At 63.9% G+C, this 17691-nt stretch carries 19 protein-coding genes; 8 read left to right on the forward strand and 11 right to left on the reverse strand.

Translation table 11 applies throughout. The features are described from left to right. Nucleotides 1-16: 16 nt before the first annotated feature. The 3 genes from AC2CQI_RS21000 to AC2CQI_RS21010 all read left to right on the forward strand — a co-directional run bounded on the left by AC2CQI_RS21000 (nucleotide 17) and on the right by AC2CQI_RS21010 (nucleotide 3997). Entirely contained in the window at nucleotides 17-1510 is a 1494-nt protein-coding gene (locus tag AC2CQI_RS21000; RefSeq protein WP_484577766.1) for an aldehyde dehydrogenase, read from the forward strand. 136 nt (nucleotides 1511-1646) lie between these two features. After that, nucleotides 1647-2411 carry a gamma-glutamyl-gamma-aminobutyrate hydrolase family protein gene (locus AC2CQI_RS21005; RefSeq protein ID WP_484577767.1) on the forward strand — a complete coding sequence of 255 codons (765 nt, stop codon included), beginning with the start codon at nucleotides 1647-1649 and terminating at the stop codon, nucleotides 2409-2411. 53 nt (nucleotides 2412-2464) lie between these two features. Next, nucleotides 2465-3997 carry an APC family permease gene (locus AC2CQI_RS21010; RefSeq protein ID WP_484577768.1) on the forward strand — a complete coding sequence of 511 codons (1533 nt, stop codon included), beginning with the start codon at nucleotides 2465-2467 and terminating at the stop codon, nucleotides 3995-3997. Between the two features lie 21 nt (nucleotides 3998-4018). On the opposite strand, the gene gmk is transcribed toward AC2CQI_RS21010, so the two are convergent. Beyond that, on the reverse strand, nucleotides 4019-4639 hold the full coding sequence (gmk, locus tag AC2CQI_RS21015) for a guanylate kinase (protein ID WP_075805851.1): 621 nt from the start codon (nucleotides 4637-4639) through the stop codon (nucleotides 4019-4021). A gap of 13 nt (nucleotides 4640-4652) precedes the next feature. Beyond that, nucleotides 4653-5516, reverse strand: coding sequence for a YicC/YloC family endoribonuclease (locus AC2CQI_RS21020; RefSeq protein ID WP_075805852.1), 864 nt, complete (start codon nucleotides 5514-5516; stop codon nucleotides 4653-4655). 328 nt (nucleotides 5517-5844) lie between these two features. Between AC2CQI_RS21020 and rph the strand changes: the two genes are divergently transcribed. After that, on the forward strand, nucleotides 5845-6567 hold the full coding sequence (gene rph, locus AC2CQI_RS21025; protein WP_075805853.1) for a ribonuclease PH: 723 nt from the start codon (nucleotides 5845-5847) through the stop codon (nucleotides 6565-6567). Nucleotides 6568-6717: 150 nt separating this feature from the next. On the opposite strand, the gene AC2CQI_RS21030 is transcribed toward rph, so the two are convergent. After that, the gene (locus tag AC2CQI_RS21030) at nucleotides 6718-7497 is read right to left on the reverse strand and encodes an exodeoxyribonuclease III (protein WP_075805854.1); all 780 of its coding nucleotides are present in this window, start codon (nucleotides 7495-7497) and stop codon (nucleotides 6718-6720) included. An 80-nt stretch (nucleotides 7498-7577) separates the two neighbouring features. Here AC2CQI_RS21030 and pyrE point away from each other — a divergent pair, with 80 nt between their 5' ends. Then, nucleotides 7578-8219: an orotate phosphoribosyltransferase gene (pyrE, locus tag AC2CQI_RS21035; RefSeq protein WP_075805855.1), complete on the forward strand. Its 642-nt coding sequence runs from the start codon at nucleotides 7578-7580 to the stop codon at nucleotides 8217-8219. A 90-nt stretch (nucleotides 8220-8309) separates the two neighbouring features. On the opposite strand, the gene AC2CQI_RS21040 is transcribed toward pyrE, so the two are convergent. The 7 genes from AC2CQI_RS21040 to coaBC all read right to left on the reverse strand — a co-directional run bounded on the left by AC2CQI_RS21040 (nucleotide 8310) and on the right by coaBC (nucleotide 14319). Beyond that, a complete protein-coding gene (locus AC2CQI_RS21040; RefSeq protein ID WP_484577769.1) occupies nucleotides 8310-8975 on the reverse strand; it encodes a DUF799 domain-containing protein in 666 nt (221 codons plus the stop codon). Next, complete coding sequence (locus tag AC2CQI_RS21045) at nucleotides 8972-9343, reverse strand: DUF4810 domain-containing protein (protein WP_075805857.1); 372 nt, start codon at nucleotides 9341-9343, stop codon at nucleotides 8972-8974. Before AC2CQI_RS21045 ends, AC2CQI_RS21040 begins: the two co-directional genes overlap by 4 nt. A 28-nt stretch (nucleotides 9344-9371) precedes the next feature. Further along, nucleotides 9372-10052 carry a CsgG/HfaB family protein gene (locus AC2CQI_RS21050; RefSeq protein ID WP_075805858.1) on the reverse strand — a complete coding sequence of 227 codons (681 nt, stop codon included), beginning with the start codon at nucleotides 10050-10052 and terminating at the stop codon, nucleotides 9372-9374. A 158-nt stretch (nucleotides 10053-10210) separates the two neighbouring features. After that, the gene (gene argB, locus AC2CQI_RS21055) at nucleotides 10211-11119 is read right to left on the reverse strand and encodes an acetylglutamate kinase (RefSeq protein WP_075805859.1); all 909 of its coding nucleotides are present in this window, start codon (nucleotides 11117-11119) and stop codon (nucleotides 10211-10213) included. A 30-nt stretch (nucleotides 11120-11149) separates the two neighbouring features. After that, the gene (locus tag AC2CQI_RS21060; protein ID WP_484577770.1) at nucleotides 11150-12547 is read right to left on the reverse strand and encodes a phosphomannomutase/phosphoglucomutase; all 1398 of its coding nucleotides are present in this window, start codon (nucleotides 12545-12547) and stop codon (nucleotides 11150-11152) included. A 102-nt stretch (nucleotides 12548-12649) separates the two neighbouring features. Then, nucleotides 12650-13105: a dUTP diphosphatase gene (gene dut, locus AC2CQI_RS21065; RefSeq protein WP_064305046.1), complete on the reverse strand. Its 456-nt coding sequence runs from the start codon at nucleotides 13103-13105 to the stop codon at nucleotides 12650-12652. A 5-nt stretch (nucleotides 13106-13110) separates the two neighbouring features. Then, nucleotides 13111-14319: a bifunctional phosphopantothenoylcysteine decarboxylase/phosphopantothenate--cysteine ligase CoaBC gene (gene coaBC, locus AC2CQI_RS21070; RefSeq protein WP_075805861.1), complete on the reverse strand. Its 1209-nt coding sequence runs from the start codon at nucleotides 14317-14319 to the stop codon at nucleotides 13111-13113. A 148-nt stretch (nucleotides 14320-14467) separates the two neighbouring features. Between coaBC and radC the strand changes: the two genes are divergently transcribed. Further along, nucleotides 14468-15157, forward strand: coding sequence for a RadC family protein (gene radC / locus AC2CQI_RS21075; RefSeq protein ID WP_075805862.1), 690 nt, complete (start codon nucleotides 14468-14470; stop codon nucleotides 15155-15157). 119 nt (nucleotides 15158-15276) lie between these two features. Here the strand turns inward: radC and AC2CQI_RS21080 are convergent, their stop codons facing one another. Beyond that, nucleotides 15277-16866: an ABC transporter substrate-binding protein gene (locus AC2CQI_RS21080; protein ID WP_484577771.1), complete on the reverse strand. Its 1590-nt coding sequence runs from the start codon at nucleotides 16864-16866 to the stop codon at nucleotides 15277-15279. 363 nt (nucleotides 16867-17229) lie between these two features. On the opposite strand from AC2CQI_RS21080, the gene rpmB reads away from it, so the two are divergent. Then, entirely contained in the window at nucleotides 17230-17466 is a 237-nt protein-coding gene (gene rpmB / locus AC2CQI_RS21085) for a 50S ribosomal protein L28 (protein WP_037058999.1), read from the forward strand. An 11-nt stretch (nucleotides 17467-17477) separates the two neighbouring features. Next, nucleotides 17478-17633 carry a 50S ribosomal protein L33 gene (gene rpmG, locus AC2CQI_RS21090; RefSeq protein ID WP_003242516.1) on the forward strand — a complete coding sequence of 52 codons (156 nt, stop codon included), beginning with the start codon at nucleotides 17478-17480 and terminating at the stop codon, nucleotides 17631-17633. Nucleotides 17634-17691: the final 58 nt, after the last annotated feature.

Here is a 17691-nt window from a genome sequence, read left to right on the forward strand (position 1 = left end):
TGCCCGGAGAACAACAATGACAATCCCGTCTCGCGAACAGTGGGAATCCCTTTACCAGAGCCTGCGCATCGAGGGCCGTGCCTTCGTCGACGGCGCCTACCGCGATAGCGTCTCCGGTGACCGCTTCGAGTGTGTCAGCCCGGTGGATGGTCGCGTGCTGGCCGCCGTTGCCAGCTGCGATGCCGCCGACGCCGAACTGGCCGTGGCGGCGGCCCGTCGCAGCTTCGACAGCGGCGTCTGGGCCCATCAGGCCCCGGCCCAGCGCAAACGCGTGCTGATCGCCTTCGCCGATCTGCTGCTGGCCAATGCCCAGGAACTGGCGCTGCTGGAAACCCTGGATATGGGCAAGCCGATTGCCGATTCCCTGAGCATCGATATCCCGGCGGCGGCGAACTCGATTCGCTGGTCGGCCGAGGCCATCGACAAGGTCTACGACGAAGTCGCGCCGACCCCGCACGACCAGCTTGGCCTGGTCACCCGCGAGCCGATTGGCGTGGTCGCGGCCATCGTGCCGTGGAACTTCCCGCTGATGATGGCCTGCTGGAAGCTCGGACCGGCCCTGGCGACCGGCAACTCGATCATCCTCAAACCGTCGGAAAAATCACCGCTGACCGCCATCCGTGTCGCCCAGCTGGCGCTGCAAGCCGGTATTCCGGCGGGGGTGTTCAACGTGCTGCCTGGCTACGGCCACACCGTCGGCAAGGCCCTGGCCCTGCATATGGACGTGGATACCCTGGTGTTCACCGGTTCGACCCGGATCGCCAAGCAGTTGATGGTCTATGCCGGCGAATCGAACATGAAGCGCGTGTGGCTGGAGGCGGGGGGCAAGAGCCCGAACATCGTCTTTGCCGATGCGCCTGACCTGAATGCCGCGGCTGAAGCCGCTGCGGCGGCCATTGCCTTCAACCAGGGCGAGGTGTGCATCGCCGGCTCGCGCCTGCTGGTGGAGCGTTCGATCAAGGAGCGTTTCCTGCCGCTGGTGGTGGAAGCGCTCAAGGCCTGGAAACCCGGGCATGCGCTGGATCCCGAGACCCGTGTCGGCGCCCTGGTGGACGGTACCCAGCTGGACACCGTGCTCGGCTACGTCGAGGCCGGCAAGGCCGATGGCGCGACCCTGGTCACCGGTGGCGAGCGTGTGCTGGAGGAGACCTGTGGCGTGTATGTACAGCCGGCGATCTTCGATGGCGTGACCAACGCCATGCGCATTGCCCGTGAGGAAATCTTCGGGCCGGTGCTGTCGGTGATCACCTTCGACACGGCCGAGGAAGCCATCGCCATCGCCAACGACTCGCCGTTCGGCCTGGCGGCGGCGGTGTGGACGGCGGATATCTCCCGCGCCCACCGTAGCGCCCGAGCCCTGCGTGCCGGCAGCGTGTGGATCAACCAGTACGACGGCGGCGACATGACCGCGCCGTTCGGTGGCTTCAAGCAATCGGGCAATGGCCGCGACAAGTCGCTGCATGCGTTCGACAAGTACACCGAACTGAAGGCGACCTGGATCAAGCTGTAGGACATCTTTGAGACGCCGCCGACCCTGTGGGAGCTGGCTTGCCAGCGATTGCTGTAGTGAATTCACCACCGCAATCGCTGGCAAGCCAGCTCCCACAGGGTCGGCGGCGCCGACTTCTTAAAGAGAGGCTGAATCGATGAAAACCCCTTTGATCGGCGTCACCTCATGCCGCCAGATGCTCGGTCACACTGCCTCCCACACCGTGGGCGACAAGTACGTCGAGGCCGCCGCCTTTGCCGGCGTGCCGCTGATCCTGCCGGCGCTCAACGACGCGCTGGACCCGCAGCGCCTGCTGGAGCGCCTCGACGGCATTCTTTTCACCGGTTCGCCTTCTAATGTCGAACCGCATCATTACAATGGCGCCCCCAGCGCGGAAGGCACCCGGCACGATGTTTACCGTGACCGCCTGACCCTGCCGCTGCTGCGCGCGGCCATCGCCGCCGGTGTGCCGGTGTTCTGCGTTTGCCGGGGTTTCCAGGAGCTCAACGTGGCCCTGGGCGGCAGCCTGCACCAGCGGGTCCAGGAGCTGCCCGGCTACCTGGACCACCGCGAGCCGCAGGACGCCCCGCTGGAGGTGCAATACAGCCCGCGTCACCCGGTCACGGTCGAGCCCGATGGGCAATTCCAGCGACTGGGTCTGCCGCACAGCTTCATGGTCAACTCGCTGCACAGTCAGGGCATCGATCGCCTTGCCGATGGCCTGCGCGTCGAAGCACTGGCGCCGGACGGGTTGATCGAAGCGGTTTCCATGGAGGACGCACCCGGCTTCGTGCTCGGGGTGCAATGGCATCCGGAATGGCGTTATGCCGAGAATCCGGTTTCGTTGCGTCTGTTCCAGGCGTTCCGTGCAGCCTGTGAGGCTTATGCCGGTGGCCAGCGCTACCGTGGGGCCAACTTGTAGCGGGCATCCCCGGATGCCCTGAAAAACAATTCCAAAAACGGCGACATCTACTCATGAGCGAATTCGAAGCAAGCCTGTCCGCGGGCACGGCGGGACAGGCTCGCAAGGCCTCCAAGGGGTTGGCCAAGGGCCGCCTCGGCCTGCTCGCCAGCATCGTGCTGGGCATTTCCACCATCGCCCCGGTCTACACCCTGACCGGCGCCCTTGGGCCGACGGTGCGGGAAGTCGGCCAGCACCTGCCGGCGGTGTTCATCGTCGGCTTCCTGCCGATGCTCCTGGTGGCCCTGGGCTACCGCGAGCTGAACGCGGCGGAGCCGGACAGCGGCACGTCCTTCACCTGGTCGGCGCGGGCCTTCGGCCCGATGATCGGCTGGATCGGCGGCTGGGGCCTGGTCACGGCGACCACCATCGTGCTGTCCAACCTCGCCGGGGTGGCGGTGGACTTCTTCTACCTGTTCCTCGGGCAACTCACCGGCAGCCACGAGGTGGCTGCGCTCAGCGACAACCTGCTGGTCAACGTGGTGACCTGCTGCGTGTTCATCGCCATGGCGGTGTGGATCTGCTGTCGTGGGATCGGCACGACCATGGCCGTGCAGTACGGCCTGGTGGCCTTGCAACTGGTGGTGCTGGTGGGCTTCGCCCTGGCCGCGTTCGGCGGGTCGAGCGAAACCCCGCCGATGGACTTCGATATCAGCTGGTTCAACCCCTTCGGCGTCGAATCGTTCTCGGCCTTCGCTGCCGGCCTGTCGCTGTCGATCTTCATCTTCTGGGGCTGGGACGTATGCCTGACCATGAGCGAGGAGTCGGTGGGCAGCGATGAAGTCCCCGGCCGCGCCGCGACCCTGACCGTGCTGCTGATCCTCGGCCTGTACCTGGTCACCGCCATCGCCACCCTGCAATTCGCCGGGATCAGCGAGGAAGGCCTGGGCCTGAACAACCCGCGCATCCAGGAAAACGTCTTCGCCCACCTGGCCGGCCCGGTGATGGGGCCGATGGCGATCCTGATGTCCATCGCCGTGCTGGCGAGTACTGCCGCCTCGTTGCAGTCGACCTTCGTGTCCCCGGCGCGCACCTTGCTGGCCATGGGTTACTACGGCGCCGTGCCGGAGCGTTTCGCGCGTATCTGCCCGCGTTCGCAGACCCCGCGCTACGCCACCATCTGCGCCGGCGTCGCCGCCGGGATGTTCTACGTGACCATGCGCACCCTCAGCGAAAACGTGCTGGCCGACACCATCACCGCCCTGGGCATGATGATCTGCTTCTACTACTCGCTGACCGCCTTCGCCTGCGTCTGGTACTTCCGCCACAGCCTGTTCGACAGCCTGCGCCACTTCTTCATGCGCGGCCTGTGCCCGCTGCTGGGCGGGGCGATCCTCTCGGTGATCTTCGTGCAGACGGCCATCGACAGCGCTTCGCCGGAATTCGGCAGCGGCTCGCATGTGGGCGGGTTGGGGCTGGTGTTCGTGATCGCGATGATCATCCTGCTGCTGGGCATCGTCCTGATGCTGCTGTCGCGTCTGCGCGCGCCGGCGTTCTTCCTGGGCATGACGCTGCGTCGTCACGCGACCATCCCCAGCCGCCGTTAAGCGGCCGGGGCAGGCGAGGGCTCAAGCCAGCAGTTGCTTGAGCAGCTCGCCGTGGCGCTGCTGCTGACCGTCCCGTTGCAGGCGGTTGGCGCGGAACACCGCTTTCAGGTCTTCCAGGGCGGTGGCGAAGTCGTCGTTGATGATGACGTACTCGTACTCGTCGTAGTGCTCCATCTCGCTGACCGCTTCGCGCATCCGTCCTTCGATGATCTCGTCACTGTCCTGGCCACGGTTGGTCAGGCGCTGGCGCAGGGCCTGCTGGCTCGGCGGCAGGATGAAGATCGAGCGGGTTTCCGGCATCAGCTTGCGCACCTGCTGGGCACCTTGCCAGTCGATTTCCAGGATCAGGTCATGGCCCTGGTCCAGGGTCTGCTGCAGGGCGCTGCGCGAGGTACCGTAGCAGTTGCCAAAGACTTCGGCCTGCTCGAGGAAGTCGCCCTGGGCATTCAGGCGATCGAACTCGGCGCGGTCGACGAAGTGGTAGTTCACCCCGTCGTGCTCGCCCGGACGCATGGCGCGGGTGGTGTGCGAGACCGACACGCGGATGTGGTTCAGCTCATCGGTCAGGGCCTTGACCAGGCTGGTCTTGCCGGCGCCGGACGGGGCGGAAATGATGAACAGGGTGCCGCTGCTGTGTTTCATGATGGGGGTGGCCTTACTCGATGTTCTGTACTTGTTCACGCATCTGTTCGATCAGGACCTTAAGGTTCACTGCCGACTGCGTGCTGCGTGGGTCGAAGGCTTTGGAGCCGAGGGTATTGGCTTCGCGGTTGAGTTCCTGCATCAGGAAGTCCAGGCGCCGGCCGGCCGCGCCGCCGGACTTGAGCACCCGGCGCACCTCGGTGACGTGGGTGGCGAGGCGGTCGAGTTCTTCGGCGACATCGCTTTTCTGCGCCAGCAGGACCATTTCCTGCTCCAGGCGCTGCGGATCCAGCTCGGCCTTCATGTCGGTGAAGCGGTCGAGGATCTTCTGCCGCTGCGCGGCGAGCATCTGCGGAACCTGGGTGCGCAGGGTGGCAACTTCCTGGCTCATGCTGTCGAGACGCTCGTTGATCAGCCGGGCCAGTTCGGCGCCTTCGCGGTTGCGGCCGTTCTTCAGTTCGGCCAGGGCGTCCTCGAACAGGCCCAGGGCCTCCTGGTTCAGCGCTTGCGGGTCGGCGGCGTCAGCCACCAGCACGCCGGGCCAGGACAGCACGGCCAGCGGGTTCAGCGGCGCGGGGTTCTTGATCAGGCCGGCGACGGTCTCGGCGGCTTCCACCAGTTGGCGGGCGCGCTCCTGGTCCACCTGCAGGGACTTGCTGGCGTTTTCCTCGGTGAAGCGCAGGGTGCATTCCACCTTGCCGCGGGAAATGCCCTGGCGCAGCGCCTCGCGCACTGCGCCTTCGAGGTCGCGGAAGGCTTCCGGCAGGCGCAGGTGGGGTTCGAGGTAGCGATGGTTGACCGAGCGCAATTCCCATATGAGGGTGCCCTGGGTCCCGGCTCGTTCGACACGAGCGAAGGCGGTCATGCTGTGCACCATGGGAAGTACCTCGCAGATAGATGAAGGGGAAAGCCGACAGGCTGCAAAGGCGCAGGATTGTAACGCAGTGCGCCGCGCGGTCCCATCTACTGATGTTACAAACCGGTGTGGAAGGACAGGGTGAATACCGACCGGGGGCTTTGGGCTGTTCTCCCGGGCCTCATCGCTGGCAAGCCAGCTCCCACAGGTTCTGCAGCCACCCGGACCCTGTGGGAGCTGGCTTGCCAGCGATGAGGCCGGTACAGCCAATACAGCTTCAGGCATGTCCACTGCGGCCCTGGCGCTCTATAATGCTCGGCAGTTCGAACCCCCAGTACAGGTATCCCTTATGAAACGTCCAAGTGGTCGCGCCGCCGATCAGCTTCGCTCGATCCGCATCACCCGCAACTACACCAAGCACGCCGAAGGGTCGGTACTGGTCGAGTTCGGCGACACCAAGGTCGTCTGCACGGTCAGCGTCGAGAACGGCGTTCCACGCTTCCTCAAAGGCCAGGGCCAGGGCTGGCTGACCGCCGAATACGGCATGCTGCCGCGCTCCACCGGCGAGCGTAACCAGCGCGAAGCCAGCCGTGGCAAGCAGGGCGGTCGTACTCTTGAGATCCAGCGCCTGATCGGCCGTTCGCTGCGCGCCGCGCTGGACATGAGCAAGCTCGGTGACATCACCCTGTACGTCGACTGCGACGTGATCCAGGCTGACGGCGGTACCCGTACCGCATCGATCACCGGCGCCATGGTTGCCCTGGTCGACGCCCTGCGCGTGGTCAAGAAGCGTGGCGGCCTGAAGGGCGGCGATCCGCTCAAGCACATGATCGCTGCCGTATCGGTGGGCATGTACAAAGGCGAAGCGGTCCTCGACCTGGATTACCTGGAAGACTCCGCCGCCGAGACCGACCTGAACGTGGTCATGACCAGTGCTGGCGGCTTCATCGAAGTCCAGGGCACCGCCGAAGGCGCGCCGTTCCAGCCTGAAGAGCTGAACGCCATGCTGGCGATCGCGCAGAAAGGCATGGCTGATCTGTTCGAGCTGCAAAAGGCTGCACTGGCCGACTGACTCAACGGATAACCCTGTGGGAGCTGGCTTGCCAGCGATAGCTATGGTGAATTCACTACCGCTATCGCTGGCAAGCCAGCTCCCACAGGGTCCGAGTCAAGGCCCACAAAAAAGCCGACCCCATGAGGTCGGCTTTTTTGCATCTGGCGATCAGATCGTCAGCGTCCAGTCGTAGTCCACGATCAGCGGCGCATGCTGCGAGAAGCGCGGCTGGCGTGGCAGGCGTGCGCTACGTACGAAGCGGCGCAGGCCCGGGGTCAGCAACTGGTAGTCGAAGCGATAGCCCAGGTTGAGCATCTCGGCCTGCTCGTTGTCTGGCCACCAGCTGTACTGGTCGCCTTCACGGCTGACTTCGCGCAGGGCATCGACGTAGCCCATGTTGCCGACAATCTCGTCCATCCACGCACGCTCAGGTGCGAGGAAGCCCGGAGACTGCTGGCTGTCGCGCCAGTTCTTGATGTCGAGCTTCTGCTGCGCCACGTAGAGCGAGCCGCAGTAGATGTATTCACGGCGCTTGCGACGCTGCTTGTCCAGGTACTTGGCGAAGTCGTCCATCAACTTGAACTTCTGGTTCAGGTCTTCGTCGCCGTTCTGCCCGGATGGCAGGAGCAAGGTGGCAATACTGAGTTTGTCGAAATCGGCCTGCAGGTAACGCCCGTAGCGGTCGGCTGTCTCGAAGCCCAGGCCGCTGATGACTGCCTTGGGCTGCAACCGCGAGTAAAGCGCCACGCCGCCTTGGGCGGGTACTTCTGCGTCGCAGGCATAAAGGAAGTAGCCATCTAGCTGAAAAGCCGGGTCGTCGAGTTCAAAGGCCGAGGCGCGGGTATCCTGAAGACAGATGACGTCGGCATTCTGAGCTTGCAGCCAGCTGAGCAACCCACGCTCGACCGCAGCCTGAATGCCATTCACGTTCACACTGATGATCCGCATAAATGGCCCCAAAAATCACGTGCGTGTATGATACCCGAGCTCTACTCAATTAGCTAAATCCGTGGTATCCGGGACTTCTCATGCAGCCGTATCAGCGCGACTTCATTCGTTTTGCCATCGATCGCGGTGTTCTGCGCTTCGGTGAGTTCACCCTCAAATCGGGCCGCACCAGCCCGTATTTCTTCAATGCTGGCCTGTTCAACAGCGGCTCGGCCCTGGCACAACTGGGTCGTTGCTACGCGGCGGCGATCGTCGACAGCAAGATTCCGTTCGACGTGCTGTTCGGCCCGGCCTACAAAGGCATTCCCCTGGCGGCAGCCACTGCGGTGGCCCTGGCCGAGCAACACCAGCTCGACGTGCCATGGTGCTTCAACCGCAAGGAAGCCAAGGACCACGGCGAAGGCGGCAGCTTGGTGGGTGCCCCGCTGGCCGGTGACGTGCTCATCATCGACGACGTGATCACCGCCGGTACCGCGATCCGCGAAGTCATGCAGATCATCCAGGCCCAGGAAGCCCGCGCCGCTGGCGTGCTGATCGCGCTGAACCGCGAAGAGCGCGGCAATGGCGAGCTGTCGGCGATCCAGGAAGTGGAGCGCGACTTCGGCATTCCGGTGGTCAGCATCGTCTCCCTGACCCAGGTCCTCGAGTTCCTCGCCGACGACCCGCAGCTCAAGCAGCACCTGCCAGCGGTGGAAGCCTACCGCGCGCAGTACGGGATCTGAAGTTCCAAGCGACAAGCCTCAAGCTACAAGAAAAAGCAGCTCGCATCGACGCTGCTTTTTTCTTATGGCTTGCCGCTTGAAGCTTGCAGCTCAATCCTTCCCGTAGTTCGGCGAGCGCGGTCCGTAGAGGATCCCGCCGTTCTTGTACGGCATCAGCAGGCGTGCGCTGGTGATCCCGGCGATCGGGTAGCCGGCATCGTCCTGGACGCTGCTGATGATCTGGTTCACCGCCGCAGTGATCAGCAGGCCGATCAGGCCTCCACCGCTGTTGTTCTGGTTTTCCTGGCTGGACGCCGTCGCTGCGCCGGTCCACAGGGTTTTGCCGCTGCGCAGGTCGACCAGGCTGGCCTTGGCCGTGACCACGGTCGCGCTGCTGATCACCATGTAGCGGGTGCCATAGTCGCTGACGGTGACGTAGAGCGCCGCGTCCGCACCGAAGATGTCATGCAGCTTGCTGGCCGGCAGTTGATGGATATCGGCCGGCGTGGTCATGCCGTTCTGCTTGAAGGTCTCGTCCACCAGCGCTACCGGCAGCACGTAGTAACCGGCTTCGGCCAGCGGGTAGGTCACGTGCGACAGCATGCTGTAGGTGGCCTTGACGTCCGGCGACTCGTTCAGCGGCGGCAGGATCAGGATCGAACGCGGATTGGCCTGCTTGTATTCCGAGTAGTCGACGGTTTTCTGCTGGTTGGCGCAGCCACCGAACAGGGCCAGGACACAGGCGCCGGCGACCAGCTTGAGGAAACGATTGATCATTTGGTCGCCACTCCCTGACGGGCATTCTTCAGCAGGAAGTCCATGTAGGCGGCGGACTCGGGAAACAGGGCCTTCTCGGTCTGGAACTGCTGGGCCATCTGGTCATCCTTGCCCAGGCTTGAATACAGAAGCCCCAACTGGGCGTGATAGCCCGGCGGTACCGCGCCGTTCTTCGCCTTGATCTTCTGCAGGTCACGCTCCAGCGCTTCGGCCTGCGCCTCTTTCGATTCGCCCTTGAAGTACTGATAGACCTGTGGCTGATAGCTCTCCCACTGGTACAGGGTTTTCGGGCCGGTACAGCCGGACAGCAGGATGCTGCCCAGCGCAATGCCGGCGACAGCGCGCCAGCTCAGGGTTGCCGTGCTCATTACGGATCGTCCTTGTGCGTAAGGTCTTTTAAGGGGTGACAGGTTTCCAGGCGCCGCTTTCCACGGCGTTGACCAGCTTGTTTACCGCTTCGCGCATGGCCAGGTCGAGGACCTTGCCGTTCAGCGTCGAGTCGTAGCTGGCGGTACCGCCGAAGCCGATGACCTCGCGGTTGGAGAGGGCGTATTCACCCGCGCCCTGGCTGGAGTAGACCACTTCGGAGGTGCTGATATTGACGATGTTCAGCGCCACCTTGGCGTAGGCGATCTGGGTCTTGCCGCGGCCGAGGATGCCGAACAACTGGTGGTCGCCGACTTCCTTGCGACCGAACTCGGTCACGTCGCCGGTCACTACGTAGTCCGCACCTTTCAGGCGTTGGGCCTGGCCCTTGATGCCGGCTTCCCGCTGGATTTCGCTCATGTTGTCGCGATCCAGCACGCTGAAGCGGTTGGTTTCCTGCAGGTGGGTGATGAGGATGGTCTTGGCCTGGCCGCCGAGGCGGTCGACACCGTCGGAGAAGATGCCACGCATGTAGCTGGAGCGGTTGTCGAACTTGCCCACGGCGATCGGTGCGCGCACGCCGCTGTAGGGGCGGTTGACGCTTTCGACTTGCTGTACGGCGACAGCCCTGGAGGTTTCGGTTGCACAGCCTGTCAGCGACCCGACGACGATGGCGGCAGCCAGCACGAGTCCTTGTGGAGCATATTTCACGCTTGTTTCTCCTGGATAAATCATCGAGTTGCGACTTGCTCGCATTCTGCCAGTAGTATCGGCCTGTGAGCAATTTGCTGAAGTGATGTAGGACAAATCTGAAATGCGGGCACAAAAAAACGGACACACCGGTGAGGCGTGTCCGCTTTGTTTGAAGCTTACTGACGCGGCTTGCGGTTGGTAATCAGGGTGCCAACGCCGCTGTCGGTGAAGATTTCCAGCAGCACGGCATTCGGTACGCGACCGTCGATGATGTGCGAGCTGTGCACGCCACCCTGGACCGCTTCCAGCGCGCAGCGGATCTTCGGCAGCATGCCGCCGTAGATGGTGCCGTCGGCGATCAGGCCGTCGACCTGCTCGGTGCTCAGGCCGGTCAGCACGGTGCCTTGCTTGTCCATCAGGCCGGCGATGTTGGTCAGCAGCATCAGCTTCTCGGCTTTCAGCGCCTCGGCGACCTTGCCGGCCACCAGGTCGGCGTTGATGTTGTACGACTCACCGTTCGGGCCCACGCCGATCGGCGCGATGACCGGGATGAAGTCGCCCTTCACCAGCATGTTCAGCAGGTCGGTGTTGACGCTCACGACTTCGCCGACGTGGCCGATGTCGATGATTTCCGGGGTGGTCATCTCAGGGGTCTGGCGGGTGACGGTGAGCTTTTTCGCGCGGATCAGCTCGGCGTCTTTACCGGTCAGGCCGATGGCGCTGCCGCCATGACGGTTGATCAGGTTGACGATGTCCTTGTTGACCTGGCCGCCGAGGACCATCTCCACCACGTCCATGGTCGCGGCGTCGGTGACGCGCATGCCATCGACAAAACGGCTTTCGATCGACAGGCGGTTGAGCAGGTCACCGATCTGCGGGCCGCCGCCGTGCACGACTACCGGGTTGATGCCGACTGCCTTCATCAGCACCACGTCGCGGGCGAAGCCGGTTTTCAGCTCCTCGCTCTCCATCGCGTTGCCGCCGTACTTGATCACCAGGGTCTTGCCGACAAAGCGTCGGATATAAGGCAGCGCTTCGGACAGTACCTTGGCGACATGGGTAGCGGCATCGCGATCGAGGGTCATGCAGGGCTCCAGTTGGAACAAGTGGTTCGGTCAGAACGGTAGTTGCAGGTCGGGGGCTACGCGCTTGAGCTGCGCGTGGAATATAGCCTTGATTCGCTGCAGTTCGGCGTCATTGTCGGCCTCGAAGCGCAGGACCAGCACCGGGGTGGTGTTGGACGCGCGGACCAGGCCCCAGCCGTGGGGATAATCGACCCGCACACCGTCGATGGTGGTCAGGTCGGCTTGGCCCCAGTCGGCGTCGCGTTGCAGTGCATCAATGATGGCGAATTTACTCTCGTCGGTCACATCAATGTTGATTTCCGGCGTGGAAATATCATTGGGGAAGCCGGCGAACAGGGTTTCGGCGTCGATTTCGGTCTTGCTGAGGATCTCCAGCAGGCGCGCGGCGCTGTAGATGCCGTCGTCGAAGCCGAACCAGCGCTCCTTGATGAAGATGTGCCCGCTCATCTCGCCGGCGAGCAGGGCGCCGGTTTCCTTCATCTTCTTCTTGATCAGCGAGTGGCCGGTCTTCCACATCCGCGCATGGCCGCCGTGTTCGGTGATCAGCGGGGTCAGGCGGCGGGTGCATTTGACGTCGAAGATGATTTCGGCGCCCGGGTTGCGGGCCAGCACGTCCTGGGCGAAGAGCATCAGCAGGCGGTCGGGGTAGACGATGCTGCCGGTGTTGGTCACCACGCCGACACGGTCACCGTCGCCGTCGAAGGCCAGGCCGATATCGGCGCCGGTTTCCTTCACTTTCGCGATCAGATCGACGAGGTTCTCTGGCTTTCCCGGATCCGGGTGGTGGTTGGGGAAGTTGCCGTCCACCTCGCAGAACAGCGGGATGACCTCGCAATCCAGTGCGGCCAGCAGTTGCGGGGCGTTGACCCCGGCGGCGCCGTTGCCGCAGTCCACGACCACCTTGAGGCGGCGGGCGAGCTTGATGTCGCCGACGATCTGCTGGTGGTAGCGCGGGAGGATATCGACCTTCTCCACCTTGCCGGTGCCACGGGGCAGGTCTTCGGTCTTGATGCGGGTCAGCAGGGCCTGGATCTGCTCGTTGGCGAGAGTGTCGCCGGCGATGACGATCTTGAAGCCGTTGTAGTCCGACGGGTTGTGGCTGCCGGTGAGCATGACGCCGGACTTGCCGGCCAGCACGTTGGCCGCGTAGTACAGGGCCGGGGTCGGCACCAGGCCGACATCGCTGACCTGGCAACCGGCGTCGGCCAGGCCCTTGATCAGCTGTTCCACCAGCATCGGGCCGGACAGGCGGCCGTCACGGCCAACGGAAACGTTCGGCTCGCCCTGGGCGAGGCTCTGGGCGCCGATGGCGCGGCCGATCCAGTAAGCCGTCTCGGCATGCAGGGTCTTTCCGACCACACCACGGATATCGTAGGCGCGGAAGATGCTGTCAGGCAGTGCAGGGATCAGTTGGGCCATATCGTTCATCACGGGACTCCAGTCTCGAAGGCTTTCGGGCGTATGGAACGCTTGGACGGCCTTTGCGGCGGAGAGTTCGCCCTCGACAGGACGTCGAGGGCGATCAGCGGATCAATGGCTACCGGAGTGACCGAAGCCGCCGGCGCCGCGTTGGGTCTCGTCGAAGGTCTCGACGATATCGAAATGCGCCTGTACCACCGGCACCAGGACCAGTTGCGCGATGCGCTCGCCGACGGCGATGTTGAAGGCGGTCTGGCCGCGGTTCCAGCACGAGACCATCAGCTCGCCCTGGTAGTCCGAGTCGATCAGGCCGACCAGGTTGCCGAGGACGATGCCGTGTTTGTGACCCAGGCCCGAGCGCGGCAGGATCATGGCCGCCAGGCCCGGATCGCCGATGTAGATCGACAGGCCGGTGGGGATCAGCAGGGTCTGGCCTGGCTCGAGGACGGTGTCTTCCTTGAGCATGGCGCGCAGGTCGAGGCCGGCCGAGCCCGGGGTGGCGTATTGCGGCAGCGGGAATTCGGCGCCGATGCGTGGATCGAGGATCTTGGCTTGGAGAGCGTGCATGTGAATCAAACCTGGTTGAGGCGTTCGGCAATGAAAGCGATCAGCTGGCGGGCGATCTTGCCCTTGCTGGTCTGCGCGAACAGGGTTTCGTGGAGCTGGCGGTCGATCACGCTGCAGGCGTTTTCCTCGCTGTTGAAGCCAATGCTGGGGTTGGCCACGTCATTGGCGACGATCAGGTCGAGGTTCTTGTCCTTGAGCTTGCGTGCGGCGTAATCGAGCAGGTGTTCGGTCTCGGCGGCGAAGCCGACGCTGAACGGACGGTCCGGACGGGTGGCGATGGTGGCCAGGATGTCCGGGTTGCGCACCATCTGCAGCAGCAGACCGTCGCCGGTTGTAGGGTCTTTCTTGAGTTTTTGCGGGGCGACGACTTCCGGGCGGTAATCCGCGACTGCCGCCGAAGCGATGAACAGGTCGCAGGGAATCGCCGCTTCGCAGGCCGCGAGCATGTCGCGGGCGCTGACCACGTCGATCCGCGTGACCCGGTCCGGGGTCGGCAAGTGCACCGGGCCGGTGACCAGGGTCACCCGGGCGCCGGCTTCTACCGCGGCTTCGGCCAGGGCAAAGCCCATTTTTCCGGAGCTGTGGTTGGTGATGTAGCGCACCGGGTCGATGTTTTCCTGGGTCGGGCCGGCGGTGATCAGTACGTGCTTGCCGGTCAGCGACTCGCGCTTGAAACACTCGGCGGCGCACCAGGCCAGGTCGGTGGCTTCGAGCATGCGCCCCAGGCCCACGTCGCCGCAGGCCTGGCTGCCCGAGGCCGGGCCGAAGACCTGGATCTGGCGTTGCTGCAGGGTGTTCAGGTTGGCCTGGGTGGCCGGATCGCGCCACATGGCCTGGTTCATCGCCGGGGCGACCGCCACGGTGGCGTCGGTGGCGAGCACCAGGGTGGTCAGCAGATCGTCAGCCACGCCCTGGGCGAGACGCGCGATCAGGTCGGCGGTGGCTGGCGCGATCAGCACCAGGTCGGCCCACTTGGCCAGTTCGATATGGCCCATCGCCGCTTCGGCAGCGGGATCCAATAGGTCCATGTGCACGGGGTGCCCGGAGAGCGCTTGCATGGTCAGCGGAGTGATGAATTCGGCTCCGCCACGGGTCATGACCACGCGCACCTGGGCGCCGTGTTCCAGAAGTCGGCGAACCAGCTCGGCGCTCTTGTAGGCAGCAATACCGCCGCCGACGCCGAGAACAATGCGTTTCCGATACAGCCGCTGCATAGGCCTGCCTTTTTCTGATGGAAAGTTGTGCACAACGCTGACGCCTCCCCAGGCCGGATCGCTGTGCAAAAAGTGGCGGCTAATGTAGCACAGCGCTGCCGCCTGCAAGAGCGCCGGGCGCAGTAACGGACGGACAGAGGGATTTGCGATGAGTATCAGGGACTGGCCCGCGGCGGAACGCCCGCGGGAGAAGCTGTTGGAGCGGGGCGCGGCGAACCTGTCGGACGCCGAATTGCTGGCGATCTTCCTGCGCATTGGTGTGCGCGGCAAAAGTGCGGTGGACCTGGCCAGGGACCTGCTGCAGCGCTTTGGCGGGTTGCGCGGGCTGCTGGAGGCGGATCAGCGCAGTTTCGCGCAAGGGCAGGGCCTGGGGCCGGCGAAGTTCGCCCAGTTGCAGGCGGTGATGGAGATGGCCCGGCGGCACCTGGGTGAGAGCTTGCAGCGGGGCCCGGCGCTGGAGCGGCCAGAGGCGGTGCGCACCTACCTGAAGGCGCAGATGCGGCATGAGCGCAATGAAGTGTTCGGCTGCCTGTTTCTCGATACCAAGCACCGGCCGCTGGCGTTCGAGATTCTGTTTCGTGGCTCCATCGACAGCGCCACGGTGTATCCGCGCCAGGTGGTCAAGCGATCGCTGGCGCACAACGCCGCGGCGTTGATCCTGTGTCACAACCATCCGTCCGGGAATCCCGAGCCGAGCAAGGCCGACATTCGCCTGACCCACCGGCTGGTGGATGCGCTGGAGTGCATCGAGGTGCGGGTGCTCGATCACTTCATCATTGGCGATGGGGAGCCGCTGTCGATGCTGGAGCAGGGATGTTTCTTCAGCAATCCGGCCTGAGGTGTTGCTGAGGGCCTCATCGCTGGCAAGCCAGCTCCCACAGGTTTTGCGGCGCACGCGGTCACTGTGGGAGCTGGCTTGCCAGCGATAGGGCCCGACCAGGCACAGGAAATCACCCGTTACTTCTCGACCTTCACTCTGGCAAAGTCCTGGCGCCCGAACGGGTTCACCTGATACCCCTCCACATCCTTGCGCAGCAGCACCGCCGCCGTCGGATGGGCCAATGGCAACCACAGCGCTTGCTGCTGGATCTGCCCCTGCGCCTGCTGGTACAGACGGCTGCGCACGCTCTGGTCGGTGGTGGTCTTGCCGGCGCTGATCAGCTGGTCCAGGCGCGGGTCGCAGTAGCGCGCGAAGTTGGTCCCGGATGTGACCGCCGCACAGGAAAACTGCGGGCTGAGGAAGTTGTCCGGGTCGCCGTTGTCGCCGGCCCAGCCCATGAACAGCAAGTCATGCTCGCCCGCCTTGGCCCGGCGGATCAGTTCGCCCCATTCGATCACGCGGATCTCCGCCTTGATCCCGACCTTGGCCAGGTCCGCCTGCAACAGCTGCGCGCCGAGGCTCGGGTTGGGGTTGAGCAGGCTGCCGGACGGGCGGGTCCAGATCGTGGTGCTGAAACCATCGGCGAGGCCGGCCTTCTTCAGCAGGTCGCGGGCCTTGTCCTGATTGGTCGGGTAGCCCGGCAGCGATTTGTCGTAGCTCCAGGTATTGGGCGGGAACGGGCCGTTGGCGGGCACCGCAGTCCCTTCGAAGACGGCCTTGAGGTAGCTGTCCTTGTCGAAGGCAAGGTTGATCGCCTGGCGTACTTCCGGTTTATCCAGCGGCGGATGCTGGCTGTTGATGGCGACGAAGGCGGTCATGAAGGCCTCGGTCTTTTCCACCTTCAGGTTGGCGTCCTCGCTCGCTGCGGCGATATCCAGCGGCTTTGGCGACAGGGCGATCTGGCACTCGTTGCGCCGCAATTTCTGCAGGCGCACGTTGGCGTCCGGGGTGATGGCGAAGATTAGCGGATCGACCGCCGGCTTGCCGTCGAAGTAGTCCGGGTTGGCCCGGTAGCGCACCACCGCGTCCTTCTGGAAGCGGTTGAAGACGAACGGGCCGGTGCCGATCGGCTGGCTGTTGAGCTTCTCCGGGGTGCCGGCCTTGAGCAACTGGTCGGCGTATTCCGCCGGGTAGATCGAGGCGAAACCCATGCTCAGGGTGGCGAGGAAGGTGGCATCCGGATGGCTCAGGGTGAAGCGCACCGTCAGCGGATCCGGGGCGTCGATCTGCTTGATCAGCTCGGGCAGTTGCAACGACTGCGCGTGCGGGAAGCCGCTCTGGGCGATCTTGTGCCAGGAGTGCGCCGGGTAGAGCATGCGCTGGAAGCTGAACAGCACGTCGTCGGCGTTCAGCGTGCGGCTTGGCTTGAAGTACGGGGTGGTGTGGAACTTCACCTCGGGGCGCAACTTGAATTCCCAGGTCAGGCCGTCGTCGGACACCGTCCAGCTCTGGGCCAGGCTCGGGACCACCTTGCCGGCCGTCGCGTCGAACTCCACCAGGCGGTTCATCAGCACGTCGGCCGAGGCGTTGGTGGTGGTCAGCGAGTTGTACTGGACCACGTCGAAGCCTTCGGGGCTGGCTTCGGTGCACACGGCGAGGGCGGCGGCCTGGGCCACGGCAGGGCCGAGCAGGGCGGTGAACAACAGGGATAGAACGGCGGGACGCATGGGAACTCCTAGGCTGAACGACGACCCATCTGCCAGTGCAGTCTGGAAAAGTCCTACCCTAGTGCCCCGGATTACAAATGGCCAACACCTTTTTAAACGAATTGCGCGACGAGCGGTAAATCGCCACACAGCCCGTTTACCGCGCCGTACGGGGCTGGCGCTGAATGACCGGGATCACATCTTGTGTTGTTGTGCTCTGGTCTTTCTGGTATAAAGCAGCGCTCTTTTCTAGGGGCCCGGTGTGTAGCATCCTCGGGTGTAGCCGGTAAGACCCCGATGAATCACGGCGCCTGGCGCCAGAAACTGAGAGATTAAGCGGCCAACCCATGCCGGGTTGGGCATGTGGTTTTAGAGGGCTGAGGCATGTCGAGAGTCTGTCAAGTTACTGGTAAGGGTCCAGTAACCGGGAACAACATTTCCCACGCAAACAACAAAACCCGTCGTCGTTTCCTGCCGAACCTGCAGCATCATCGCTTCTGGGTCGAGTCCGAGAAGCGTTTCGTGCGTCTGCGCGTTTCCGCCAAGGGCATGCGTATCATCGACAAGCGCGGCATCGACGCCGTTCTGGTCGACATTCGCCGTAACGGCATCAAGGTCTAAGGGAGAACGTCATGCGTGAACTGATCCGTTTGGTGTCGAGCGCCGGTACTGGCCACTTCTACACCACCGACAAGAACAAGCGCACCACTCCGGACAAGATCGAGATCAAGAAATACGATCCGGTCGTCCGTAAGCACGTGATGTACAAGGAAGCCAAGATCAAGTAATTGGTCTGGTTTTCGAGAAAGGCCCGTATCCCTGGATACGGGCTTTTTTTATGCCTGC

It is taken from the genome of Pseudomonas sp. P2S-1 (assembly GCF_057197725.1).